At 68.7% G+C, this 23,558-nt stretch carries 20 protein-coding genes; 6 read left to right on the top strand and 14 right to left on the bottom strand.

Annotation, left to right across the window (positions count from 1 at the left end):
• Positions 1–16: 16 nt before the first annotated feature.
• Positions 17–454, bottom strand: coding sequence for a hypothetical protein (locus ACZYY4_RS05405; RefSeq protein WP_463808503.1), 438 nt, complete (start codon positions 452–454; stop codon positions 17–19).
• Positions 455–505: 51 nt separating this feature from the next.
• Positions 506–1,375, bottom strand: coding sequence for a pseudouridine synthase (locus ACZYY4_RS05400; protein WP_463808501.1), 870 nt, complete (start codon positions 1,373–1,375; stop codon positions 506–508).
• A 130-nt stretch (positions 1,376–1,505) separates the two neighbouring features.
• On the opposite strand from ACZYY4_RS05400, the gene ACZYY4_RS05395 reads away from it, so the two are divergent.
• The gene (locus tag ACZYY4_RS05395) at positions 1,506–2,879 is read left to right on the top strand and encodes an HNH endonuclease signature motif containing protein (RefSeq protein WP_463808499.1); all 1,374 of its coding nucleotides are present in this window, start codon (positions 1,506–1,508) and stop codon (positions 2,877–2,879) included.
• A 96-nt stretch (positions 2,880–2,975) separates the two neighbouring features.
• Here the strand turns inward: ACZYY4_RS05395 and ACZYY4_RS05390 are convergent, their stop codons facing one another.
• From ACZYY4_RS05390 to ACZYY4_RS05375, 4 genes are all read right to left on the bottom strand, one after another.
• Positions 2,976–3,920 (bottom strand): hypothetical protein, encoded by a 945-nt coding sequence (locus ACZYY4_RS05390; protein WP_463808497.1) that lies wholly within the window; start codon positions 3,918–3,920, stop codon positions 2,976–2,978.
• A gap of 478 nt (positions 3,921–4,398) precedes the next feature.
• A complete protein-coding gene (locus tag ACZYY4_RS05385; protein ID WP_463808496.1) occupies positions 4,399–5,472 on the bottom strand; it encodes a hypothetical protein in 1,074 nt (357 codons plus the stop codon).
• A gap of 160 nt (positions 5,473–5,632) precedes the next feature.
• Positions 5,633–7,354 carry a glycerol-3-phosphate dehydrogenase gene (gene glpD / locus ACZYY4_RS05380; RefSeq protein WP_463808963.1) on the bottom strand — a complete coding sequence of 574 codons (1,722 nt, stop codon included), beginning with the start codon at positions 7,352–7,354 and terminating at the stop codon, positions 5,633–5,635.
• Between the two features lie 59 nt (positions 7,355–7,413).
• Positions 7,414–8,862, bottom strand: coding sequence for an NAD(P)H-quinone dehydrogenase (locus tag ACZYY4_RS05375; RefSeq protein ID WP_463808494.1), 1,449 nt, complete (start codon positions 8,860–8,862; stop codon positions 7,414–7,416).
• A 42-nt stretch (positions 8,863–8,904) separates the two neighbouring features.
• Between ACZYY4_RS05375 and ACZYY4_RS05370 the strand changes: the two genes are divergently transcribed.
• Positions 8,905–9,396, top strand: coding sequence for a gamma-glutamylcyclotransferase (locus tag ACZYY4_RS05370; RefSeq protein ID WP_463808492.1), 492 nt, complete (start codon positions 8,905–8,907; stop codon positions 9,394–9,396).
• Between the two features lie 43 nt (positions 9,397–9,439).
• Here the strand turns inward: ACZYY4_RS05370 and ACZYY4_RS05365 are convergent, their stop codons facing one another.
• The gene (locus ACZYY4_RS05365) at positions 9,440–10,618 is read right to left on the bottom strand and encodes an amidohydrolase (protein ID WP_463808491.1); all 1,179 of its coding nucleotides are present in this window, start codon (positions 10,616–10,618) and stop codon (positions 9,440–9,442) included.
• Between the two features lie 43 nt (positions 10,619–10,661).
• On the opposite strand from ACZYY4_RS05365, the gene ACZYY4_RS05360 reads away from it, so the two are divergent.
• Both ACZYY4_RS05360 and ACZYY4_RS05355 read left to right on the top strand, forming a co-directional pair.
• A complete protein-coding gene (locus tag ACZYY4_RS05360; protein WP_463808489.1) occupies positions 10,662–11,450 on the top strand; it encodes a purine-nucleoside phosphorylase in 789 nt (262 codons plus the stop codon).
• Entirely contained in the window at positions 11,447–13,066 is a 1,620-nt protein-coding gene (locus ACZYY4_RS05355) for a phospho-sugar mutase (RefSeq protein ID WP_463808488.1), read from the top strand. Before ACZYY4_RS05360 ends, ACZYY4_RS05355 begins: the two co-directional genes overlap by 4 nt.
• Before the next feature lie 6 nt (positions 13,067–13,072).
• Here ACZYY4_RS05355 and upp read toward each other — a convergent pair whose 3' ends face one another.
• From upp to ACZYY4_RS05335, 4 genes are all read right to left on the bottom strand, one after another.
• The gene (gene upp, locus ACZYY4_RS05350) at positions 13,073–13,696 is read right to left on the bottom strand and encodes a uracil phosphoribosyltransferase (RefSeq protein ID WP_463808487.1); all 624 of its coding nucleotides are present in this window, start codon (positions 13,694–13,696) and stop codon (positions 13,073–13,075) included.
• 18 nt (positions 13,697–13,714) lie between these two features.
• Positions 13,715–15,103 (bottom strand): PE-PPE domain-containing protein, encoded by a 1,389-nt coding sequence (locus ACZYY4_RS05345; RefSeq protein WP_463808486.1) that lies wholly within the window; start codon positions 15,101–15,103, stop codon positions 13,715–13,717.
• A 5-nt stretch (positions 15,104–15,108) separates the two neighbouring features.
• The gene (locus tag ACZYY4_RS05340; protein ID WP_463808484.1) at positions 15,109–16,533 is read right to left on the bottom strand and encodes a PE-PPE domain-containing protein; all 1,425 of its coding nucleotides are present in this window, start codon (positions 16,531–16,533) and stop codon (positions 15,109–15,111) included.
• A 185-nt stretch (positions 16,534–16,718) separates the two neighbouring features.
• Complete coding sequence (locus tag ACZYY4_RS05335; RefSeq protein ID WP_463808483.1) at positions 16,719–18,191, bottom strand: PE-PPE domain-containing protein; 1,473 nt, start codon at positions 18,189–18,191, stop codon at positions 16,719–16,721.
• Between the two features lie 279 nt (positions 18,192–18,470).
• On the opposite strand from ACZYY4_RS05335, the gene satS reads away from it, so the two are divergent.
• Together satS and ACZYY4_RS05325 are read left to right on the top strand one after the other, a co-directional pair.
• Positions 18,471–19,739, top strand: a complete 1,269-nt coding sequence (satS, locus tag ACZYY4_RS05330) for a protein export chaperone SatS (RefSeq protein WP_463808482.1) — start codon at positions 18,471–18,473, stop codon at positions 19,737–19,739.
• Between the two features lie 229 nt (positions 19,740–19,968).
• Positions 19,969–20,532 carry an LGFP repeat-containing protein gene (locus ACZYY4_RS05325; RefSeq protein ID WP_463808481.1) on the top strand — a complete coding sequence of 188 codons (564 nt, stop codon included), beginning with the start codon at positions 19,969–19,971 and terminating at the stop codon, positions 20,530–20,532.
• Between the two features lie 129 nt (positions 20,533–20,661).
• On the opposite strand, the gene ACZYY4_RS05320 is transcribed toward ACZYY4_RS05325, so the two are convergent.
• Genes ACZYY4_RS05320 through ACZYY4_RS05310 form a run of 3 tightly spaced genes read right to left on the bottom strand, consistent with a single transcriptional unit; the run spans position 20,662 to position 23,452 of the window.
• Positions 20,662–21,750: an adenosine deaminase gene (locus ACZYY4_RS05320; protein WP_463808479.1), complete on the bottom strand. Its 1,089-nt coding sequence runs from the start codon at positions 21,748–21,750 to the stop codon at positions 20,662–20,664.
• Entirely contained in the window at positions 21,747–23,054 is a 1,308-nt protein-coding gene (locus ACZYY4_RS05315) for a thymidine phosphorylase (RefSeq protein WP_463808477.1), read from the bottom strand. Before ACZYY4_RS05315 ends, ACZYY4_RS05320 begins: the two co-directional genes overlap by 4 nt.
• Positions 23,045–23,452: a cytidine deaminase gene (locus ACZYY4_RS05310; protein ID WP_463808476.1), complete on the bottom strand. Its 408-nt coding sequence runs from the start codon at positions 23,450–23,452 to the stop codon at positions 23,045–23,047. The genes ACZYY4_RS05315 and ACZYY4_RS05310 overlap by 10 nt, the downstream gene beginning before the upstream one ends.
• Positions 23,453–23,558 lie beyond the last annotated feature (106 nt).

The following is a 23,558-nucleotide window of genomic DNA, read 5'->3' as shown; positions in this document are numbered from 1 at the left end:
TAGTGCCGCTGGCCGATCACGGCCAGCCGCCGCAGCCCACACCGGGGACACAGCCGCCGCCGCCACCGGGACCACCCCAGCCGCTCGGGCCGCCCGGAATCTGGCCGCCGCCACCGCCGGGCCCGCCACCACCGGTGGGTCCGCCCGGAATCTGACCGCCACCGCCACCGGGCCCCCCACCACCGGTGGGTCCGCCCGGAATCTGACCGCCACCGCCACCGGGGCCACCGCCACCGGTCGGGCCGCCGGGGGCTCCGGGCTCGCCGGGGTACTCCCCGCCAGGCGCACCGGGTGCCGGCTCCATCGGCGTCATCTCCGTCGTGGTGGTCGTGGTCGTGGTGGTGGTGGTGGTCGTGCTGGTCGGGGCTTCTTCTTTGGTTCCGCTACAACCCGCTGCCACCAGTGCCGCCGTACTGCCGAGCACCGCGATCGCCATCCTGCCGTGCGTCTTCATCAGAATCAGGCTCCCCTCTGCTCTGTCGTCGCCTTCCTGTACCCGGGACGGTCACAACTGAAACGCGCGCCGGCTGACAAAGCTGCGCTGCCGGCCGGTCAACGGGTCCTCGAACTCGAGCCGGTACGCCAGCAGCTGCAGCGGGGTGGAGAAGTCATCGGGCGCGACCTCGACGACCTGCGGATACAGCGAATCACCGTCGATCGGCAGGCCGAGCGATGCCAGATGCACCCGCAACTGGTGGGTGCGCCCGGTACGCGGGGTCAACCGGTAGTTGCCCTCACCCAACGCCTCGACCAGTGTCTCGGCGTTGGGTTCGCCGGGTTCCTCACGCGCCTGCAGGCAGCCGCGCCGCTTGACGATCCGGCTGCGCACCAGCCGCGGAAACTCTCCCACCGGCTGCGCGGACGAGCGGGCCAGGTACTGCTTGCGCACGGCCCCGCGGGCGAACAGCGTCTGATAGGGGCCGCGCAACTCGCGGCGGGTGGTGAACAGCAAGACCCCGGCGGTGAGCCGGTCCAGTCGGTGCGCCGGGCTCAACTCGGGAAGCCCCAGTTCACGGCGCAGCCGCACCAGCGCCGTCTGGGCCACATGGCGCCCCCGGGGCATGGTCGACAGAAAGTGCGGCTTGTCGACCACCACCAGATCCTCGTCGTGGTGCAGCACCGGGATGCCGAACGGCACCGTGACCTCGTCGGGCAGCTCCCGGTACCAGAAGACGTGCGCTCCGGCCGGCAGCACCGTCGTCTCGTCGACCACCGCCCCGTCGGCGGTCACCACCTCGGCGGCGGCCACCTTCGCCGCAGCAGCCGCGCCGAAGCGGGCGTGCAACTCGGCGGCCACCGGCCCGCCGTGCAGCCGTAGCCGCGCCGGGCCCAGGCCGTCACGTACCGGCAGCGGGGCGGGACGTCGGCGGGTCATCGCAGGCCTTCTCGGGGTTTCGTCACTTCCGGACGAGTGTATCCCCCACGACTCGTTGTTCACTGTAATCACTTGCGTCACTGTGGCTTTGGTCCGGTTTCTTGTCGGTGGGCTTCGTTACTATTAGCACATGTGTTCGAATGACCGCGAAGAGGTGCTCGGGGCGTTCGACGCCCTGGCCGCCGGGCTCGATCGGGCGCTGGACTTGTCGTTCGACGCGCTGACCACACCGGAGCGTTTGGCGCTGCTGGAACGTTGCGAGCGGCTGCGGCGCCGCCTGCCGGCCCTCGAACACCCGTTGATCAACCAGGTCGCCGAGCAGGCCGACTCCGAGGAGTTGGGCGGCAAGCTCCCCTGGGCGCTAGCCGACCGGCTGCGCATCACCCGCGCGGAGGCGCGCCGGCGTATCGCCGCCGCCGCCGATCTCGGCGAGCGCCGAAACGTGGTCGGCGAGTCACTGCCGCCGGTGCTGCCCGAGACCGCGGCAGCCCAGCGCGACGGGCAGATGGGCGGCACCGCCGTCGAGGTCATCCGTGGTTTCTGGCACCGGCTGCCGACTGACGTCGACGTCGAAACCCGGGCGCGCGCCGAAAAGCACCTGGCCGGCCTCGGGCGGGAACATCGCCCCGACGAGCTGGCCAAACTCGCCGACCGGCTCACCGACTGCCTCAACCCCGACGGGGTCTTCTCCGACGTCGACCGCGCCCATCGGCGTGGTCTGGTGATCGGCAAGCAGGACGCCGACGGGATGAGTCCCATCACCGGCTGGCTGGACCCGCTGACCCGCGCCGGCTTGGACGCGGTGCTGGCCCGCTGGGCCGCGCCGGGGATGTGTAACCCCGACGACGACAGTCCGTGCCGTTCCGGCACCCCCTCACAGGACGCGATCGACAACGACCGGCGCTCGGCCGGACAGCGCAATCACGACGCGCTGGCCGCCATGTGCGCCAACCTGCTGGCGTCCGGTGAGTTGGGCAGCCATCACGGGCTGCCGGCCACCCTCGTCGTCTCGTTCAGCCTGGGTGAGCTCGAAGCCGCCGCGGGCAAGGCGACCACCGCCGGCGGTACCTGGCTGCCGCTACGCGACGTGATCCGGCTGGCCTCCGGGGCGCATCACTACCTACGGATCTACGACGGCGCCAAAGAAATCGCGTTGTATCACGGCAAGCGGCTGGCCAACGCCGGTCAACGGTTGGTGCTCTACGCGAAGGAGCGCGGGTGCAGCCATCCGGGCTGCCCGGTGCCCGCCCTGCTCACCGAGGTGCACCACAACAGCGACTATGCGCGGAGCCACCGCACCGATATCGACGACCTCACGCTGCGCTGCGGGCCGCACCATCGGCTGCTGTCCGGCGGCTGGCGCACCCGCAAACGCTGCGACGGGGTGATCGAAACCCTGCCCCCGCCGCACCTCGATGGGGGCCAACCCCGCACCAACGGCTACCACCATCCGGAGAAGCTGCTGCGCGACAGCGCCGACGAGGACGATCCCGAGGATCCGTAGCGGTGGCCGCGTGCGCTCATGCCCCTACGCACGAAAGCCACATCGGCCACAACCGTCGAGGGTTGCGGCCGATGTGGCTTATCGGTACGGACTGACTCAGCTGATACCAAGCATGTCGAAGATGCCCAGGTCACCCAGGAAGGTGGTCAGGTCGGTGGCGCCGTCTACCGGGGTGGCGCCCGTGCCCAGCAGGCTGGTCAGCAAGGCGCCCAGCGACTCGTCGCCCAGCACTCCGGTGCCGGTCGGGTCCATGATCGTGCCGCCGACGGGGAGGCCGTCAACGAACTGGTCCCAGCCGGCGCTGAGCTGATCCGGGCTGATTCCCAGCAGGCTCGCGACGGTGGCGTCGCCGAAGCCGTTATCAGCCAGCAGGCTGTTGATGGAGGTGTTGGCGTCGATCCCCAGCATGTTGTTGAGCAGGTCGGCAACCGACGTGGTCGGCGACAAGTCGATGCCGAGGAACGACAAGTTCAGCAGCCCGACGTACGGGCCGAAGCCGAACTGGGTCAGCAGGGCCCCGATGCTGGTGTTGATGCCGTCGGCACCTCCGATGAAGCCGCCGAGCAGCGAATCGATCGGCACATCACCCAGGGGGGCGCCGCCAATCTGGATGCCGGACAGCACTGCAGTGAGGTCCTGGCCGAGCAGGCCGCCGCTGATCTCGTTCAGCGAGACGCTGGTGCCATCCGCGCCAACCGGGTTCAGGGCGGCCAGCAGGACGCTCAGGTCGGAACTGGTGCCGATTGGGTTGCCGTCGGGGCCGTCGCCGAACAGGGCGAGCACCTGGCCGATGTTCCCGACACCGACAGTGTCCAGCAGGTTCTGCAGGCTGGCGACGAAGTCGGTGACCATGGGAGCGGGGTCGGCGGTCAGCACGAAGTCGCGCTGTACCGACGCGGCGATGCCGGCGGTGACCGTCGGAGCAACGACCGCGCCGCCGAACACAGCCGCACCAGCTAAGGCAGTACCGGCCGCGAATGCGCCGGCTTTAGCCACGAAGCCGCGCGAATGCATCGGCGCTGCAAGGGAAAGAGTTGACATGTAACAGGGCCCCCCTTCAGGGATCGAAACAAAAATAATGTGCGATTTCTACAACGCACATTAACTTATTATGCACTCAGCCTCATGTCAACTACTTCACCGTTTTCTTTCGCGTGCGTCAGCAACCGCTGTTCGCAGGAATTTACCAGCTCATAAGCAACATCAGCGAACTGTCGCAACAGCGATGCCAGGAGTAACGCCAGGAGCCGACCATGCGTGAGATAACAGATCACTCAGCATTTTATAGGTTTTTCAGTCCTGCAGAACGGCTGCAGTCGGGCGCAATACCGCATCGGCGTTAACATCCGGCTATAGCCATCAAATAGTATGAAATTTACGGCCTAGGAATACCGGTCAATTCCGTCCCTGGAGCAAAATACGCACAACTGCGGGAGCGGTCTACAGCAAAGCTGAAATGAATACAAAACCGCACCCGGCCAGCTGGCCGGGTGCGGCAGGTCTGACGCGCGCCTGGTTGCTACCAGTTCAGCAGACCGAAGGCCTCCAGGATGTCGGTGATCGGCGTGGCGCCGTCGATCGTCAGGGTGCTGTCGGCGGGCAGGAGACTGCTCAAGAACGTGCCCAGCGTCTGCTCGCCCAGGAATTCGCCGGAGGGGTCCAGCAGCGTGCCGCCGAACGGCAGGCCGTCGAGGTACTGATCCCACGGCTGGCTGGGAGTCAGGTGGAACAGGTCGGCCAGAGTGGCCTGGTCCAGCGGGGTCGTGCCGGCGGTGAGGGTGTGCAGGTACTCGCCGAGGGTGTAGGCGCTGTTCGGCACGACCGACGTAGTGGGGAAGAGAATTCCTACCGTTTGGGTGACGTCGGTGGTGGGCACTTTCAGTATCCCGCTCAGCCAGTCGTTCAGCGAGCTGCCGACGCTCAAGTCGGGATGGGTGTCGATTGAAGCGACACCGCCGCACGACAGGGTGCAGCTGATGAAGTTCATGTTGTCCAGCCCCAGCGCGCCGATCAGGCTCCCGTACTGGCTGAGCATCGAGCCCAGGCCCACCGCGTCGGCCAGGTCGGTCAGGGAGTGCTCGCCGGCGCCGGCACCGAGAACCACGTCGATGACGTTGCTGAGGTCCATGTTGCCGATTGGCACGCCGCCGACCACGAACAGGCCGCCGGCGCCCAGCAGGGAGTCGCCGGTGGTGCTGTAGAGCGGCTCGGTCAGCGATACCCCGAACATGGTGCCGACACCGCCCAGGGTGATGCCGTCCGGGTTGAGCGCGGCCAGCAGGGCCGACACGTCCGCGCTGACACTGAGCGGCGTCGTGGTGCCGGGGATGTCACCGAACCCTCCCAGCACCGCGTTGAGGTCGCCCACCCCCATGGTGTCGAGCAGGGTCTGCAGGCTCTGCGCGAACGTCGGGAAGTCGACCAGCGCCACGTTGTGGTGCACAGAAGACACGGAGAACGGCGCACCGGGAAGCTCCGGCCCGGCCGTCGCGACACCCATCAGACCGGCGCCCGCGAGAACGGTGGCGGCGGCCAGCGAGCCGCCCTTCCTCGCCAGGACACGCGGGCGCGCCCCCCCGAAAAGATCCGCCATGGACCACACCTTCCCCGGTACCCGGATCCCCCATGTGACCCAGCTGATGGAGAGGAAAGTAATGCCCCCTGAAACAACTGTCAAACATATGTTAATGCTTATTACAGACTAAATGCACGGTTTTTTAAGCGGAGTCGCCCCCGGAGTAATGAAACCGAGTTCATGGAAGCGGAATGGGCTCCAGGATCTCGGTCCTGGCTTCGGGTGCCCCGGCCCGCAACGCGTCCGCCGAGGCGTCATCGGGCTGTTCCTGCGACAGGATCTCGGCCTCCACCCGGGCGGTGTAGTTAGCCACTTCCGCGTCGACGGCGTCGTCGTCCCAGCCCAGCACCGAGGCCATCACCTCGGCGACTTCGCGGGCGCAGTTCACCCCGCGGTGGGCGTACTCGATGGAGATCCGCGTCCGGCGGGCCAGCACGTCCTCCAGGTGCAGGGCGCCCTCGGCGGCGGCGGCGTAAGCCACCTCCACCTTCAGATAGGTGGGCGCCTCGGCGATCGGGTCCAGCAGGTCCGGCTGCCCGTCGGCCAGTGCCAGCACGTCGTGGATCAGCGAGCCGTAGCGGTCCAGCAGGTGGCGCACCCGGTAGGGGTGCAGATCCTGTTGCGCACCGACGTGCTCGGCCTGATTGACCAGCGCGAAATAGCCGTCGGCTCCCAACAGCGGCACCTTGTCGGTGATCGTCGGCGCCACCCGCGTCGGGATGAACTCGGCGGCCGCGTCGATCGCGTCGGCGGCCATCACCCGGTAGGTGGTGTATTTGCCGCCGGCGATGGCCACCAGGCCCGGCGCGGGCACCGCCACCGCGTGCTCGCGGGACAACTTGGAGGTGTCGTCGTTCTCCCCGGCCAACAGCGGCCGCAGTCCGGCGTAGACACCCTCGATGTCGGCATGCGAGAGCGGGGTGGCCAGCGCGGTGTTGACGGTGGTCAGCAGGTAGTCGATGTCGGCCTTGGTGGCCGCCGGGTGGGCCAGGTCCAGGTTCCAGTCGGTGTCAGTGGTGCCGATGATCCAGTGGGTGCCCCACGGGATGACGAACAGCACCGACTTCTCGGTGCGCAGGATGATCGCCGCCTCGCTGACGATCCGGTCCCGCGGCACCACGATGTGCACGCCCTTGGAGGCCCGGACGTGGAACCGGCCGCGCTGACGCGACAGCGCCTGGATCTCGTCGGTCCACACCCCGGTGGCGTTGACCACGACATGCCCGCGCACCTCGGTGGTCGCACCGTCCTCAGAATCGCGCACGGTCACCCCGGTCACCCGGTCGCCTTCGCGCAGTAGCGCCACCACCTGGGTGGAGGTGCGGATGACCGCCCCGTAGTGCGCCGCGGTGCGCCCGACGGTCATGGTGTGCCGGGCGTCGTCGACGACGGTGTCGTAGTAGCGGATGCCGCCGATCAGCGCGCTGCGTTTGAGCCCCGGGCACAGCCGCAGCGCCCCGGCGCGGGTCAGGTGACGTTGCGCGGGAACGGATTTGGCCCCGCCCAGCTGGTCGTAGAGGAAGATTCCGGCAGCCACGTAGGGCCGCTCCCACCACCTGTTGGTCAGCGGGTACAGAAACGGCAGGGGTTTGACCAGATGCGGTGCCAGCGTGGTCAGCGACAGCTCACGCTCGTGCAGTGCCTCGCGCACCAGACCGAACTCCAGCTGCTCGAGGTAGCGCAGCCCGCCGTGGAACATCTTCGAGCTCCGGCTCGACGTCCCGGCGGCGAAGTCGCGCGCCTCGACCAGCGCGACCTTCAGACCGCGGGTGGCGGCGTCCAGCGCGCAGCCGGTACCGACCACGCCCCCGCCGATCACCACCACGTCGAACTGTTCGCTGCCGAGTCGTTCCCAGGCTTGTGCTCGTTGGTCAGGTCCCAGCGTGCTCACGGTTGCCAGGCTACGTGGCCACCCGGCCGGGACGGGTGTGACACCGGCCTCACGGGCGGCGGCGCGCCTCAGTCCAGGTCGTCGTGCGTCATCAACCGGCGGGCGGCCTCGGTGAGCGAACCCGACAGCGACGGATACACCGCCAGCGTCTGCGCCAGATCCGACACGGTGATCCGGTTCTGTACCGCCAGCGCGATCGGCAGGATCAGCTCGGAGGCGATCGGCGCCACCACCACCCCGCCGATCACCGTTCCGGTGGCCGGCCGGCAGAACAACTTGAGGAAGCCGTGCCGCATCCGGCTCATCTTGGCCCGGGCATTGGTCTGCAACGGCAGCATGACGGTGCGGGCGGGCACGGTGCCGTCGTCGATCTGGGACTGCGGCACCCCGACCGCGGCGATCTCGGGCCGGGTGAACACCGCCGCGGCCACCGTGCGCAGCCGGATCGGAGCCACCGCGTCACCCAACGCGTGATACATCGCGATCCGGCCCTGCATTGCCGCGACCGACGCCAGCGGCAGCAGCCCGGTGCAGTCCCCGGCCGCGTAGATCCCGGGGACCGACGTCCGCGACACCCGGTCCGCCTCCAGATAGTTGCCGGGGCCGAGCTCTATGCCGACCCGGTCCAGGCCCAGCCCCGAGGTGTTGGGCACCGACCCGACCGTCATCAGCGCGTGGCTGCCGGCCACGGTGCGGCCGTCGGTCATCGTCACCAGCACCCCGTCTTGCGTGCGGGTGACCGATTGAGCCCGGGCGTTCTTGACCAGGGTGACGCCGCGTTCGGCGAACGAGCGCTCCAGCACCCGGGCGGCGTCGGGGTCCTCGTGCGGCAGCACCCGGTCGCGGCTGGCCACCACCGTCACGTGCACGCCGAGTTCGGTGTAGGCGTTGACGAACTCCGCGCCGGTCACCCCGGAGCCGACGATCACCAGGTGTTCGGGCAGCGTGCGCAGGTCGTAGAGCTGGCGCCAGGTCAGGATCCGCTCGCCGTCCGGTTCGGCGTTGGCCAAGATGCGCGGACTGGCGCCGGTGGCGATCAGCACCACGTCGGCATCGAGCACGCGCTGCGCGCCGCCGGGTTGATGCGGCGCTGAACCGCCGTGCTCGGTCACCCGGATCCGGTGGTGCGCCAGGCCTGGCTCGGAGTCGATCAGCTCCCCGCGGCCGGCGATGACGTCGACGCCGGAGTTCAGCAGTTGAGTCCGGATGTCGTCGGATTGCGCCGCGGCCAGCGACTTGACCCGCTCGTGGATCTGGTTCAGTTCGATCTCGGCGTCGGTGAAGTGGATGTCGAAACCCAGGTGCGGGGCCCGCCGCAGCTCGGTGCGCACCCCCGACGAGGCGATGAAGGTCTTGGACGGCACGCAGTCCCACAACACGCAGGCTCCGCCGATGCCATCGGCGTCGACCACGGTGACCGTCACCGCGTCCGGGCCCTTGGCCGCCGCCACCAGCGCGGCCTCGTAACCGGCCGGGCCGCCGCCGAGGATCACGATGCGGGTCGAGGCAGATGTCACAGCGACTAACCTATCGGGGGCTCGACGTTTAAGCTTTCTGCCGTGCCGCTCTACGCCGCCTACGGGTCAAACATGCATCCCGAGCAGATGCTGCAGCGCGCACCGCACTCCCCGATGACCGGGACCGGCTGGTTGCACGGCTGGCGGCTGACGTTCGCCGGCGAGGACATCGGCTGGGAGGGCGCCCTGGCGACCGTGGTCGAGGACCCGGACTCGAATGTTTTCGTCGTCCTGTACGACGTGACCCCCGAAGACGAGAAGAACATGGACAGCTGGGAGGGATCGGACTTCGGCATCCACAAGAAGATCCGCTGCCGGGTGGATCGGGTGGACGGGATCACATCGGGCCCCGGGGACAGTAAGCCCGAGCCGGTGCTGGCCTGGCTGTACGTGGTGGACGCCTGGGAGGGCGGGCTGCCGTCGGCGCGCTATCTGGGCGTGGTGGCCGAGGCCGCCCAGATCGCCGGTGCGCCAGACGAATACGTGCGCAATCTGCAGACGCGCCCGGCCAGCAACATCGGCCCCGGGTCTTAGCTCGCTCCGTATCTTTGCCGCGAGCGTGCGTGTTTGCGCAAGTTCAGGGCAGCCCGGCTTGATCCACGACGCCGGCCATCACCTTCACCCCGATCGCCAGCGCCCGCTCGTCGAGATCGAACGTCGGCTGATGCAGATCCAGTTGCGGCCCGGCGCCCGGCCACACCCCGAGGCGGGCCATCGCGCCGGGCACCTGCTCCAGGTACCAGGAGAAGTCCTCGCCGCCCCCGGACTGCCGAGTGTCGGCCAGCACGTCCGGCCCGACGGCCTCGATCGCGTGGGTGAGCATCCGCGTCGACACCGCTTCGTTGACCACCGGCGGCACCCCGCGGTGGTAGTACAGCGTGTGCTCGATGTTCAGCGGCGCCAATAACGCAGCCACCGCTTCCTCGACGATGCCCTGCATCGCCACCCAGGTGTCGCGGCTCGCGGTGCGCACGGTGCCGGCCAACCGCCCGGCCTGCGGGATCGCGTTGGCAGCCGCCCCGGAGTTGACCGCTCCCCACACCATCACCGTGCTGTTACGCGGGTCGATGCGCCGAGACAGCACCCCGGGCAGCCCGGTGATCAACGTGCCCAGCCCGTAGACCAGATCGGCCGTCAGATGCGGCCGCGAGGTGTGCCCGCCGGGGCCGCCGACGGTGATCTCGATGGTGTCGGCCGCCGAGGTGATCGGACCCGGGATGGTGGCCACCCGGCCGACCTGCAGCCGCGGGTCGCAGTGCAGCGCGAAGATCCGGCTGACCCCGGTCAGCACACCGGCGGCGATCGCGTCGATCGCTCCGCCGGGCATCAGCTCCTCGGCGGCCTGGAACACCAGCCGCACCCCGACCGGCAGCTCCGGCGCCGCGGCCAGCGCCAGTGCGGCGCCCAGCAGGATCGCGGTGTGGGCGTCGTGGCCGCAGGCGTGCGTCACCCCCGGCACCATCGAGGAGTACGGCGCCCCGGTCTGCTCGGTCATCGGCAGTGCGTCGATGTCGGCCCGTAACGCGATTCGCGGCCCGTCTTCCGGGCCGAAGTCGCAGATCAAGCCGGTCCCGCTGGGCAGCACCTTGGGGTTGAGGCCGGCGCCGGCAAGGCGTTCGGCGATGAACTGGGTGGTGGCGAACTCCTGGCGGCTCAGCTCCGGATGGCGGTGCAGATGCCGCCGCCAGGCCACCAGCTCGTCGGCGTTGACGGCCAACCACGCCTCGGCGGCCTGCGACGCGGACGCTGGAAACATTCACGCAGTATCCCACCGCTGCACGCGACTAAGCTCATTGGCTGTGACGGTTGCGCTCCCGACCCAGGCGGCGGCCGTCGTCGCCCGACGCACCGGCGTCGACACCCACGACGTGGCGATCGTGCTCGGTTCGGGGTGGGCGCCCGCGGTGGCGGAGCTGGGCACCCCGACCGCGGCGATGCCGATGGCGGAGCTGCCCGGGTTCAGCGCACCGACCGCGGCGGGTCACCTGGGCGAACTGGTGTCGATACCGATCGGCAGCCACCAGGTCCTGGTGCTGGTCGGCCGGATCCACGCCTACGAGGGCCACCCGCTCTCCGATGTCGTCCGCCCGGTTCGCACCGCGGTCGCGGCCGGCGCGAACACCGTGGTGCTGACCAACGCGGCCGGCGGCCTGCGCGAGCACTTCGATGTCGGCCAGCCGGTGCTGATCAGCGACCACCTGAACATGACCGGACGCTCGCCGCTGGAAGGCGCGCATTTCGTCGACATGGTCGACGCCTACACCCCGGCGCTGCGCGCACTGGCCCGCCAGGTCGACCCGACGCTGGTCGAGGGCGTCTACGCCGGGATGTCCGGCCCGCAGTACGAAACCCCGGCGGAGATCCGGATGCTGCGCACCCTGGGTGCCGACCTGGTGGGGATGTCGACCGTGCACGAGGCGATCGCCGCCCGGGCGGCCGGCGCGCAGGTGCTGGGACTGTCGTTGGTGACCAACCTGGCGGCCGGGCTCACCGGCGAGCCGCTCAGCCATGCCGAGGTGCTGGCCGCGGGCCGGGAGTCGGCGGCCCGAATGGGTGCGCTGCTCGCCGACGTCGTGATCCGGTTGTGACGCCTGAAGAGTGGATCGCTCACGACCCGGACCCGGTGACCGCCGCGGAGGTGGCCGGCTGGGACGCCGACGACGCCTCCGCCCGGTTCGCGGCACCGCTGAAGTTCGGCACCGCGGGCCTGCGCGGACCGGTTCGGGGCGGGCCGGACGCGATGAACCTCGCCGTGGTGCTGCGCGCCAGTTGGGCGGTGGCGACGGTGCTGAAGGCGCACCGGCACGCCGGCTCGACGGTGGTGGTCGGCCGCGACGCGCGGCACGGCTCGGAGGATTTCGCGGCTGCCACCGCGGAAGTGCTTGCCGCGGAGGGCTTCTCGGTTGCCCTCCTGCCCGATCCGTTGCCGACGCCGGTAGTGGCGTTCGCAGTGCGCCAGATCGGGGCGGCGGCCGGCATCCAGATCACCGCCTCGCATAATCCGGCAGAAGACAACGGTTACAAGGTGTACTTCGACGGCGGCGTGCAGATCGTGGCACCCGTGGACGCCGAGATCGAGGCCGCTATGGCGACCGCTCCCCCGGCAGACGAAATCGCCCGGCGTCCGGTCCGGCCGGCCGGCGGCGATCTGGTGGAACGCTACATCGGGCGGGCCGCCACCGTCCGACGCCACCGCGGGCGGGCCCGGGTGGCACTGACCCCGCTGCACGGGGTGGGTGGTGCGCTCGCCGTCCAGGTGCTGCACGCCGCGGGATTCAGCGATATCCATACCGTGGCAAGCCAATTCGACCCCGACCCGGACTTCCCCACGGTGGCGTTCCCCAATCCGGAAGAGCCCGGTGCCGCTGACGAGCTGCTGGAACTGGCCGCCGGCGTCGACGCCGACATCGCGATCGCGCTGGATCCCGACGCCGACCGGTGCGCGGTCGGTTTCGCCGGCCCGGACGGCTGGCGGATGCTGACCGGCAACGAAACCGGTTGGCTACTAGGTGATTACCTGCTTTCGCGGCTGCCGGCGGACCGGACAGCCGGTGCGGTGGTGGCCAGCACCGTGGTGTCCTCGCGGATGCTGGTCCGCATCGCGGAACGCTACGGGGCCCGCCACGTCGAGACGCTGACCGGGTTCAAGTGGCTGGCCAGGGCTGATGCGCCGCCTATCGGGCGGCAGGGCACAGTTCTGGTCTATGCCTACGAGGAGGCGATCGGCTACTGCGTCGACCCGGATGCGGTGCGCGACAAGGACGGCATCACCGCCGCGGTGCTGGCCTGCGACCTGGTGTCGGCGCTGCGCGATCGGGGCGCCTCGGTCACCGGCGCGCTGGACGAGCTGGCCCGGCGGCACGGCGTGCACGTCACCGACGCGGTGTCGCGCCGGGTCGCCGACGTCACCGAGGCGATCGCGGTGATGGACCGACTGCGTGCCGACCCGCCGGGTCTGCTGGCCGGATTCGTGGTGACCGCAGCTGATCTGCTGCACCGTCGCGGGCCGGTCACCGACGCCCTGGAGTTCACCGGGCAGCGCGACGGCAGCTCGGTGCGGGTGGTGGTGCGACCGTCGGGCACCGAGCCGAAGCTCAAGTGCTACCTCGAAGTGACCCGGGTCCCTTCCGATGACCCGGCCGCGGACCGCGCGGAGGCCTCGCGGGTGTGCGCGGCCGTCGCCGACGAGGTGCGGGCCTGGTAGCCGGATTCAGCGCGGCCCGAACTGACGGTCGCCGGCATCCCCCAGCCCCGGAACGATATAGGCGTTCTCGTCGAGTCCGTCGTCGATGACGGCGGTGAACAACCGCACCCCGGGATGAGAATTCTCCAGCGCTGCAATACCTTCCGGCGCAGCCACCACGCACAACACGGTGATGTCGTCGGCCCCCCGCTCGCGCAGCACCGCCACCGCGTGCGTCATCGACCCGCCGGTGGCCAGCATCGGGTCGAGCACCAGCACCGGTCGCGCACTCAGGTCCTCGGGTAACGCGGCGAGGTAGGGCACCGGGGTGAAGCTCTGCTCGTCGCGCACCACCCCGACGAATCCCACCGCGGCCTCCGGCAGCAGGGCCTGCGCCGCGTCGACCATGCCCAGCCCGGCCCGCAGCACCGGCACCAGCAGCGGCGGGCAGGCCAGTCGCGCGCCGGCCGCGTCGCCCCGCGGCGTGCGCACCGCCACCGGATCGCAGGCCGCGTCACGGGTGGCCTCGTAGATCAGCATCAGCGTCAGATCGCGCAGCGCCGCCCGGAATCCCGCACTGTCGGTGCGCTCGTCGCGCAGCGAACTCAACCGGACCGCGGCCAGCGGGTGATCGACGATGCGGACATCCACGGGCTCAAACCCTACGGGTCATGCGCCGAGGAAGTTGAGGATCTCAAAGACCACCGCGCCCATGTCTAGCAGCGGCCCCAGCGAGATCAGTGGTTCCCCGTTGAAGACGGCGTCCGGGCCGAGCCAGTCGACCACATCCAGGGAGACCGCCAGCTCATGCCACGCGCCCAGCAGATAGGCGTCCACCTCGTTGGTGAAGCGGTAGCCGGCCAGCAGCGCCTCGACGAACGGATCCGGCAGCCGATCGTGCCCGGCGAAGCCGAGCAGGTCGTTGACCGGGTCGACGAAGCTGCGCACCGAGGCGTACTGCAGACCCGCCAGCATCTGCAGCGGATCCATCCGCAGTAGGAAGCCGGCGACGCCGGAGCCCTCGGCCAGCTGACCGCTCGCGGTGACCGCCCAAGGCCCGATGGCGTCGGTCCCGTTGACGCCGACGGAGGGGTCACCCGGGTTGCCGTACCCCCAGTCGATGCCCAGCTTGAGTCCCGGCGCCAGGGCGTCGCCGATGACCTTGCCGAAGTCGCCGAGCGCGTAGATCGGCCACAGGATCGGCAGCTGCTGAGGAATGGAGTAGAAGTCGGTGTCACCGATGGTGCCCAGATCGACGGTGTCGGAGAGGTTGTCGAACTCCAGGTAGGAGAAATGCACCGTCGCCGTCCCGATCAGCGCGTTGACCACGGCCAGCAGGTTGGAAGGGTCTTGGGGGAAGTTCGCCAGGCCGTCGTACTCACCGGTGTAGATGTCGGTGTCGAATCCGCTGGTTGGTGTGGGCCCGATGCTCAACGGGATGCCCAGAAACGGCAGGTGCACCGGTTGGTCGCTCAACAGCGGGTATGCCGGGAAGCGGGTCAGGATTCCGCCGAGCGGGTTGTTGGGGTTGCCGATCAGCACGAAGTGCAGGGCGTCCAGGTTATCGGCGCCGGGCCCGGCAGCGAGCAGGTTGACCATCTCCTGGGTGGAGATGGTGGCGCTCTGCGAGTAGCCGAACACCGTGACGTCATCGCCGGCCTGCAGTTGTGGCGCCATCGCGTCGTGCAGGATGTCGACGCCGCGGGCCACCGACTCGGCGAAGGTCAGGTAGGGGTTCGGTGGGGGCAGGCACACCAGCGGGCAGAACTGCTCGGGGGTGACCAGAGGTTCGAACCGGTAGCCGGGAAACGTCGGCTGCCCGGGGAACCACGGCGCGGCGGGCTGCAGGAAGCGGTCCAGCACCGCGTCCAGGTAGCCGCCGACCCCTGGGTCGGGGATGCTGGTCGGCCCCATGATCCAGCCCTCATCGGCGCGCAGCGCGACGTCCGGCCGGTGTTGCGGGCCGGCGCCGACCATGCCCGCCACGCCCGGCCCGCAGGTGGCCGCCAACAGCGACGCCGCCGTCAGCAGCACCGCCCCCAGCCGACGGCCAGGCATCGGGGTCAGGCGTCGAGGTAGTTGAAGATGCTGAAGCCCACCCCGAGCAGGTCCAGCAGCGGCTGCGCGGAGATCAGCGGGGCACCGTTGAAGATGGCGTCCGGCCCCAGCACGTCGAGCAGATTCCACTCGGTGGCCAGGTCTTGCCACCCGTTGAGCAGCAGCTGATCCAGCTCGACGGTGAAGTTGTAGCCGCCCAGCAGCGAGTCGACCACCGATTGCGACAGCGGATCCTGTCCGGCGAAGTCCAGCAGGTTGTTGATGGTGTTGGTCAGGCTCTGCACCCCGGCGTACTGCATGCCGGCCAGCATCTGCAGCGGGTCCATCCGCAGCAGGAACCCGGCGACACCGGTGTCCTCCGACAGGTGGCCGGTCGCGGTGACCGCCCAGGCGCCGGCCGCGCCGATCGGGTCGACACCGTTCACGGCGATGCCGGCGTCCGGGGCGCCCGGGTTGCCGTAGGACCAGTCGATGGCCACCTTGAGCACCGGCGACAGCGCATCGCCGACCAACTTGCCGAAGTCGCCGAGCCCGTAGAGGGGCCCCAGGATCGGGAGCTGCTCGGGCAGCATGTAGAAGTTCGCGTTGCCGATCGAGCCGAGGTCGATGGCGTTGGCGAGGTTGTCGTTGAAGTAGGAGCCGTGCACCGCCGGGATTCCCATCAGCGCGTTGATGACGGCCAGCAGGTTGGTGGGGTCCTGCGGAAAGGCGGACCAGCCGTCGTATTCGGTGCTGTAGATGTCGGTCGCGAACGGCCCGGTCGGGGTCGGGTCGATGCCCACCGGGATGTTCAGGAACGGAATGTGCTGCATGCCACCGTCGAAGCCGTCCGGGAAGTGCAGGCGGGTCAGAATGCCGCCGATCGGGCTGTTCGGGTCACCGATCAGCACGAAGTGCAGGTTGGCCGGGTCGTAATCGCCGCCCGGCGCAGTGGCGATCAGGTTGTGCATCGCCAGGGTGGACACGACGGCGCTCTGCGAGTAACCGAACACCGTGACTTCGTCACCGGCCTCCAGTTGCCCCCGGATGGCGCCCTCCAGGTTGGCGGCGCCCTGCGCCAGCGAGTCCGCGAAGTTCAGCTGCGGGACCGGCAGCGGCTGGCAGACGATCGGGCAGAACTGCTCCGGAGTGATCAGGCCGTTCAACGCGTAGCCGGGGTAGGTTGCCTGCCCGAGGAACCACGGTGTCGCCGGCTGCAGGTAGAAGTCCCGCACCACGTCCATGTAGCTGCCGATCGTCGGGTCGGCCTGGCCGGTGCCCGTCATGATCCAGGCTTCGCTGCCCAGCAGCACCAGCTCTTGGACGTCGGTGATCAACTTCTCCAGCCGGGACGCCAGCGCCGGCGTCAGCAGCGACGACACACCCAGGAGGACGGCGCACAGCACCGCCAGCAGCGTCGAGCCCAGCGGGTGCAGTCGTTTAGCGGTCATCGCGGACCTTCCGGGTCGTTCCACTCGCTCTTTGGTTCCACCCGACGACTTCACATGGATCTATAAGGCGGAATTCAGCGTTGAGCCTATTAAGAAAACGGGTGTTGTCAAATCCACAATGTGAGGCCAGTCGTCCACCGCAGGTGGACGGGCGTCCCCGACGCCGTTCTCGGCGTGTCGCGCGCTTACGCCCCGAAGGAATTGAAGATGTCGAAGCCCGCGCCGACCAGACCCAGCAGCCCGTCACCGGGAATGCCGACTCCGCTCAGCACCGCGTCGGGGCCCAGCACATCGCCCAGGTCCATCGAGTTCGCCAGGTCACTCCACCCGTTGAGGATGAACTGGTCGACCTGGTTGACCAGGTCGTAGCCGGTGATGACCTGCAGGAAGTCGGTGATGCCGGTGATGGTGCTGATGTCCGAAGCCGACAGGGTGCCACCGCTGGCGGCGGCCGCGACGTCCGCCCACGGGCCGACCATGCTCTGGATCAGTGCGTTCTGGGTGCCGGCCAGCATCTGCAGCGGGTCCATCTTCTCGAACAGGCCCATCACGCTGGAGCCGTCGTAGAGCTCGCCGGTGGGCGTCATCGCCCACGGTCCCCCGGCCACCCCGAACGCCTGCTGGTAGGCACTGCCGTTGATGAACTCGCCGGCCGGGATCTGGTACATCCCGTTGACGTCCGGGTCTCCGGCGTTGCCATAGCCCCAGTTGATGGCCAGCCGCGCCCAGGGCGAGAAGAAGTCGCCGAAGAACTGCCCGGCTGTCCCGCCGTTGAACATGAACTGCAGGATCGGCAGGTTCTGCGGGATCATGTACAGGTTGGACTCGCCGATGGTGCCGACGTTGATGGCGGCGGCCAACTGGTCGGCGGTGTAGGCCGGGTAGTACGGGTGCACCGTCTGGATGCCGATCAGGGCATTGATGACGGCCAGGATGTTGGTCGGATCCTGCGGGAAGTTGGCCCAGCCGTCGTATTCACCGGTGTAGATGTCGGTCGAGATGTGCTCGGTTGTTGTGGCGTCCACGCTCAGCGGGATGTTGACGAACGGCAGGTGCTGGTCGTCGGGGAACTGGAAGCGGTCCAGGATGCCGCCGATCGGGTTGTTCGGGTCGCCGATCAGCACGAAGTGAAGGTTGCCCAGCTGGTCCAGGGTCGGGTAGCCGGTGGTCCCCGCGTTGGCGATCAGGTCGTGCATCTCGATGGTGCTGACGGTGGCGCTCTGGGAGTAGCCGAACACCGTGACGTTGTCGCCGGCCAGCAGTTGCGGAAGGATCGACTGGTGCAGCGCGGCGACGCCCTGATCCAGGGACTGGCCGAAGTTGAGCGCCGGCTGGCCGGGGATGCAGACGAACGGACAGAACTGTTCCGGGGTGGTCAGGCCCTGGAAGTTGTAGCCGTCAAAGGTCGGCTGGCCGTCGAAATGCGGCGACGACGGCTGCAGGTAGCCGGCCAGGATCTGGCTGATGTAGGAGCCGACGGTCGGGTCGGGAACCCCGGTGCCGCTCATGATCCAGCCTTCGTCGGCCAGTAGCCGCAGTCGGGCGATGAGCTGGTCCATCCCGTAGGCCGGCGACGGCATCGATGCCACGCTCAGCACGGCGGCGCACAGCACCGCCAACACCATCGCCCCCAGCGGGCGCAACCGCATAGTCGTCATCACGACCTCCCCGACTCCAGGTGTTTGCGTTGTCCCGTGCACATCCCTGGCGATGTGAACCTAACCAAAAGATGAGTGCGACGCCATTGTTAACACAAGAAATTCAGGATTCTTTATTCGGCATCGCACGGCGGTGACTGGGTGCCGCGAATCCCGGCATCAATCCCGCCGCCGATCCCCGTGCCAATCGCGGTGCTAATGCCGGCGCTAATCCCGCCGCCAATCCCGGTGCTAATCCCGGTTTGGGGGGCCTGAGGGCGCCTCGTTACTCTGTGCGCCATGGCAGCTGACCTCGTACCGATCCGCCTCGCGGTGACCGCTGGTGACCGTTACACCCTGTGGGCGCCGCGCTGGCGCGACTCCGGTGACGAGTGGGAAGCGTTTCTCGGCAAGGACGAAGACCTGTACGGCTTCGCCACCGCGGCCGACCTGGTGGCGTTCGTGCGGACCAATACCGACAACGACCTGGCGGATCATCCGGCCTGGCGGCAGCTGGCCGAGGCCAACGCGCACCGGCTCAACCCGAGCCGCAGCCGCCAGTACGACCTGATCGCGGTCGAGGAGCTGCTGGCCGAGAAGCCGACCAAGAAATCTGTGCGATCGGTGGCCGACGCGTTGGAGATCATCTCCTCGATCGGGTCGGTCTGCGACTTGACTGCGGTGACGAAGTTCTTCAACGGCAACCCCAGCCTGGGCACGCTGGCCGGCGGCGTGGACAACTTCACCGGCCGGGCCGGCCGCAAGCGCTGGAACGCGATCGCCGAGATCATCGGCCGCAGCTGGGGCAACGTGCTGGCCGCGGTCGAAGAAGTCATCAGCACCCCCGACGTCGACGCCGCCGCGGCCTCCCGCGCGGCCGACGAGCTGGCCGAAGAACCCCCCGTCGAGTTGGAGGAGTCCGCCGCAGAAGACGCGGACGACACAACAGACACCGAAGAGCCCGTGGCGGCCGCCGCGACGCCCGAGCATGCCGCCGGTGACCGGCTGGTTCTCGGCGGTGACGCGAACTTCTGGACCAAGGTGGGCATCGACCCGGTCCGGATCATGACCGACAACGGAACGTTTTTCACGCTGCGCTGCTACCTCGGCGACAAGCCGGTGTTCCTCGGCCGCAACGGCCGGATCAGCGTGTTCGGCTCCGAGCGCGCCCTAGCCCGGTATCTGGCCGATGAGCACGATCACGACCTGTCGGATCTGAGCACCTACGACGACATCCGTACCGCTGCCACCGACGGTTCGCTGGCGATCGACATCACCGACGACAACGTCTACGTGCTGTCCGGCATGGTCGACGACCTGACCGACGGGCCCGACGCCGTGGACCGCGAGCAACTCGAGCTGGCCATTGAGTTTCTGCAGGATGTGGGCAGCTACGCCGAGGACGGAGTGGTCACCGAGACCCTCAAACCGGACCGCGCGCTGGGCCGGATGGTGGGTTATGTGCTCGACCCGGAATCGGTGGCCGAACCACAGCGTCCGTTCGCTCCGGCGGTCAAGGAATGGGAGCAACTCGAGCAGTTCGTGCAGTCGCGGCTGCGGCGCGAGTAGCTCGCGAACTCTTGGCTTTCCCGCCCTGCCCGGCTGTCCGCCAGGCAGCGCCCATGATCGGGACCGTGCAGGTACGCGCGCCGGGTATCTCAGAATTCATCGATAATTGCGGTATTCATTTGCCCGATTTCATTGCCGAGTGGTCGTATCCCCGATAACATCCGGACCGATAACCTCTGGCCGGGCCGTGTGGTTTTGCGGGGCCCTTCCAAATTCGAAAGGACTACACATGCGCAAGGCAACGCAACGAGCCGCAGCTGTATCCGCCGCAGTTTTGGGGATCGCACTGATCGGCACGGGTTGCAGCAACACCAAGGAAAAGACCAGCGAAGCCTTGAGTTCGGCCAGCTCGGTTGCGTCCTCGGCCAGCTCGGTGATCTCGTCCGCGGTCACCACCCCCGCCGAGGAGAGCGACGCCGCCAGCTCCACCGAGATGACCGGTGCGGACGGCAAGGAATACAGCGTCGCCGGCCCAATCCTGGCCAAGCTGGACTCCCTGGACGCCGCCGCCAAGCAGAGCCTGGGTGAGCCCACCGCCGCCGAGCAGAAGAACCCCGACGGCGGCGTCTACCAGCAGTTCGACGGCGGCGTGATCGTTCACACCACCCGTTCCTACGTGGTGTGGGGCAAGATCCGCGACAAGTGGAACGAGCTGGGCGGTTCGCAGGGCAAGCTCGGTTACCCGACCAGCGACGAGACCACCAACGCTGACGGCACCAAGCAGACCACCTTCGAGCACGGCGTCGTCACCTGGAAAGAAGGCGACACCGAGGCCACTGTCACCGAGCACTGATCTGACCGGAGAAGGCCGGGCGGTCGCAATCGCGATTGCCCGGCTTTCGCCGTTCTGCCTCGCCACCGTTTTGCCGCCGCCGTTTTGCCGGCGCCGCTTTAACGGGCGCCTTTTCGCCGGCCGACCGATTCAGCCCACCAGCACCGCGAATCGCGGCTTGATCACTTCCTCGATGATCCCCACCCGCTGGTCGAACGGGATGAACGCCGACTTCATCGCATTCACCGTGAACCGCTGCAGATCGGTCCAGCCGTAGCCGAACGTGTCGGCCAGCACCAGCATCTCCTTGCTCATGGTGGTGTCGCTCATCAGCCGGTTGTCGGTGTTCACCGTCACCCGCAGCCGGGCGCGGGCCAGCAGGTCGAACGGGTGCTCGGCGATGCTGCCGACCGCACCGGTCTGCACATTGGAACTCGGGCACAATTCCAGCGGGATCCGCTTGTCCCGCAGGATCGCCGCCAGCCGTCCCAAGTGCACGCCACCATCCTCGTCGACGGTGATGTCGTCGGTGATCCGCACCCCGTGCCCGAGCCGGTCGGCGCCGCAGAACGCAATCGCCTCGTGGATGGAGGGCAGTCCGAACGCCTCGCCGGCGTGAATGGTGAAGCGGGCGTTGTGGTCTCGCATGTACTCGAACGCGTCCAGGTGCCGGCTCGGCGGGTAGCCGGCCTCGGCGCCGGCGATGTCGAAACCGACCACGCCCTTGTCACGGAACCGAATGGCCAGCTCGGCGATCTCCCGGGACAGCGCGGCGTGGCGCATCGCGGTGACCAGGCAGCGCACCGTGATCTCCCGGCCGGCGGCCGCCGCCCGGCGTTCCCCGTCGGCGAAGCCGGCCAGCACCGCGTCCGTCACCGCGTCGAACGACAGCCCACCCTCGATGTGCAGTTCGGGGGCGAACCGCACCTCGGCGTAGACCACCGCGTCGGCGGCCAGATCCTCGACGCATTCGGCGGCGACCCGGTGCAGCGCGTCGGGGGTCTGCATCACCGCCACGGTGTGGCTGAACGGCTCCAGATAGCGCTCCAGCGAACCGCTGTGCGAGCGGGTGCGAAACCAGGTCGCCAGCTCGTCGGGATCGGTGGTGGGCAACCCGTCGTAGCCGACCTGCCCGGCGATGTCGACGACGGTAGCCGGGCGCAGTCCGCCGTCCAGGTGGTCGTGCAGCAGCGCTTTGGGCGCGTGCCGGATCATCTCCAGGCTCAGCGGTGTGGTCATGGGGTCGCTCCGATGATCAGTGGCCGCGGGCCTGGGACGTCATCGCCGCTCAGGATGCGGTAGCCGCCGTCGAGTTCAGCGCCTGCCGGCCCGAACCGTTGCGGGGTGTCGGTGTAGAGCGTGAACAGCGGCTCACCGGCGCTGACGGACTCACCCGGCCGACGGTGAATCCGCACCCCGGCCCCGGCCTGCACACGTTCACCCGGGCGGGAGCGACCCGCTCCCAGCCGCCATGCCGTCATACCCACCGCCATCGCGTCGATTTCCCCCATTGTGCCGCCCCGGGGTGCGGTGATGGTCTCCGAACATGCCGCGACCGGTAACGGGACACTCAGATCACCGCCCTGGGCGGCGACCATCGCGACGAAGGCGTCCATCGCGGTGCCGTCGGACAGCGTGGCCGCGGGGTCGCGGTCGGTGATCCCGGCCAGGTCGAGCATCTCGGCGGCCAGCGTCACCGTCAGCGCCACCACGTCGTCGGGCCCGCCGCCGGCCAGCACGTCGAGGGCCTCGGCGACCTCGAGGGAGTTGCCGACGGTGGCCCCCAGCGGGCTGTTCATGTCGGTGAGCAGGGCTCGGGTCGGCACGCCGTGCGCCGCACCGAGTCCGACCATCAGCTCGGCCAGCTCCCGGGCCTGATCGGCGGATTTCATGAACGCGCCCGACCCGACCTTGACGTCGAGGACCAGCGCCTGCGCCCCTTCGGCCAGTTTCTTGCTCATCACCGAGCTGGCGATCAGCGGCAGCGACTCCACGGTGGCGGTGATGTCCCGCAATGCGTAGAGCTTGGCATCGGCGGGCGCGCACGCACCCGCGGCGAAGATAGCCGCTCCGACATCGACGAGTTGTTCCCGCAGCCGCTCCGTGGACAGCGCCGGGTCGAAGCCCGCGATCGACTCCAGCTTGTCCAGGGTGCCGCCGGTGTGGCCCAGGCCGCGCCCGGAGGCCTGTGGCACCGCCGCACCGCAGGCGGCGACCACCGCGACCAGCGGCAGGGTGATCTTGTCGCCCACCCCGCCGGTCGAGTGCTTATCAACAGTGATCAGCCGGTGGCCCTTACGCCGCAGATCTGAAAAGTCCATCCGCTCCCCCGAGGCGATCATCGCCGCGGTCCAGCGCGCCGTCTCTTGCGCGTCCATGCCGCGCAGGAAGATCGCCATCAACAGCGCCGACATCTGCTCTTCGGCGAGCACGCCGCGGGTGTAGGAGTCGATCAGCCAGTCGATCGCGGCGTCGCTCAGGCGATGACCGTCGCGCTTGGTGGCGATCAGCGTCGGGGCGTCGAAGGATCCGGTCACCCCCATGCGTCGGGTCCGAAGGCGTCCGGCAACAGTTCGGCCAGCCGCCGCGCACCGGCCGGGTGGTCGACGAGCAGCTCGGGTCCGCCGTGTTCAAGCAACACCTGACGGCACCGGCCGCACGGCATCAGTAGGTTGCCGGCGGCGTCGGTGCACGACAGCGCCACCAGCCGTCCGCCCCCGGCGGCGCACAGCCCACAGACCACCGCGCACTCGGCACACAGGCCCAGACCATATGAGACATTCTCCACATTGCAGCCGGTGAACACCCGTCCGTCGACGGTCAACCCCGCCGCACCGACCGGCAGCCCCGAATACGGCGCATAGGCGTTCGCAGCTACCGAAATCGCGTTGCGCCGCAACAGCTCCCAGTCAACTACCTCAGGCACCTCAGCTGCGTCCATATCGTTGTGAGTACATCGCGCCACCCCGTCCGTCCGCTGCCGTTTGTCGAATGTCACCCTAACTTCGGCCATTCGTACCCGTCGGTAACTTCAACATGGTCGTTTC

The sequence above is a fragment of the Mycobacterium sp. IDUB_21 genome, from assembly GCF_055419425.1.
Note: the sequence above shows the minus strand (reverse complement) of the source record. Positions and strands in the feature narration are given on the sequence as shown.

Coding starts and splice junctions, on each gene's coding strand:
- ACZYY4_RS05390 (WP_463808497.1), bottom strand. CDS start 3,920: ATGTCAACTCTTTCCCTTGCAGCGCCGATGCATTCGCGCGGCTTCGTG.
- ACZYY4_RS05365 (WP_463808491.1), bottom strand. CDS start 10,618: ATGTTTCCAGCGTCCGCGTCGCAGGCCGCCGAGGCGTGGTTGGCCGTC.
- ACZYY4_RS05320 (WP_463808479.1), bottom strand. CDS start 21,750: ATGACCACACCGCTGAGCCTGGAGATGATCCGGCACGCGCCCAAAGCG.
- ACZYY4_RS05395 (WP_463808499.1), top strand. CDS start 1,506: ATGTGTTCGAATGACCGCGAAGAGGTGCTCGGGGCGTTCGACGCCCTG.
- ACZYY4_RS05310 (WP_463808476.1), bottom strand. CDS start 23,452: ATGGACGCAGCTGAGGTGCCTGAGGTAGTTGACTGGGAGCTGTTGCGG.
- ACZYY4_RS05345 (WP_463808486.1), bottom strand. CDS start 15,103: ATGCCTGGCCGTCGGCTGGGGGCGGTGCTGCTGACGGCGGCGTCGCTG.
- ACZYY4_RS05385 (WP_463808496.1), bottom strand. CDS start 5,472: ATGGCGGATCTTTTCGGGGGGGCGCGCCCGCGTGTCCTGGCGAGGAAG.
- ACZYY4_RS05335 (WP_463808483.1), bottom strand. CDS start 18,191: ATGACGACTATGCGGTTGCGCCCGCTGGGGGCGATGGTGTTGGCGGTG.
- ACZYY4_RS05325 (WP_463808481.1), top strand. CDS start 19,969: ATGCGCAAGGCAACGCAACGAGCCGCAGCTGTATCCGCCGCAGTTTTG.
- satS (WP_463808482.1), top strand. CDS start 18,471: ATGGCAGCTGACCTCGTACCGATCCGCCTCGCGGTGACCGCTGGTGAC.
- ACZYY4_RS05400 (WP_463808501.1), bottom strand. CDS start 1,375: ATGACCCGCCGACGTCCCGCCCCGCTGCCGGTACGTGACGGCCTGGGC.
- ACZYY4_RS05340 (WP_463808484.1), bottom strand. CDS start 16,533: ATGACCGCTAAACGACTGCACCCGCTGGGCTCGACGCTGCTGGCGGTG.
- ACZYY4_RS05315 (WP_463808477.1), bottom strand. CDS start 23,054: ATGGGGGTGACCGGATCCTTCGACGCCCCGACGCTGATCGCCACCAAG.
- ACZYY4_RS05405 (WP_463808503.1), bottom strand. CDS start 454: ATGAAGACGCACGGCAGGATGGCGATCGCGGTGCTCGGCAGTACGGCG.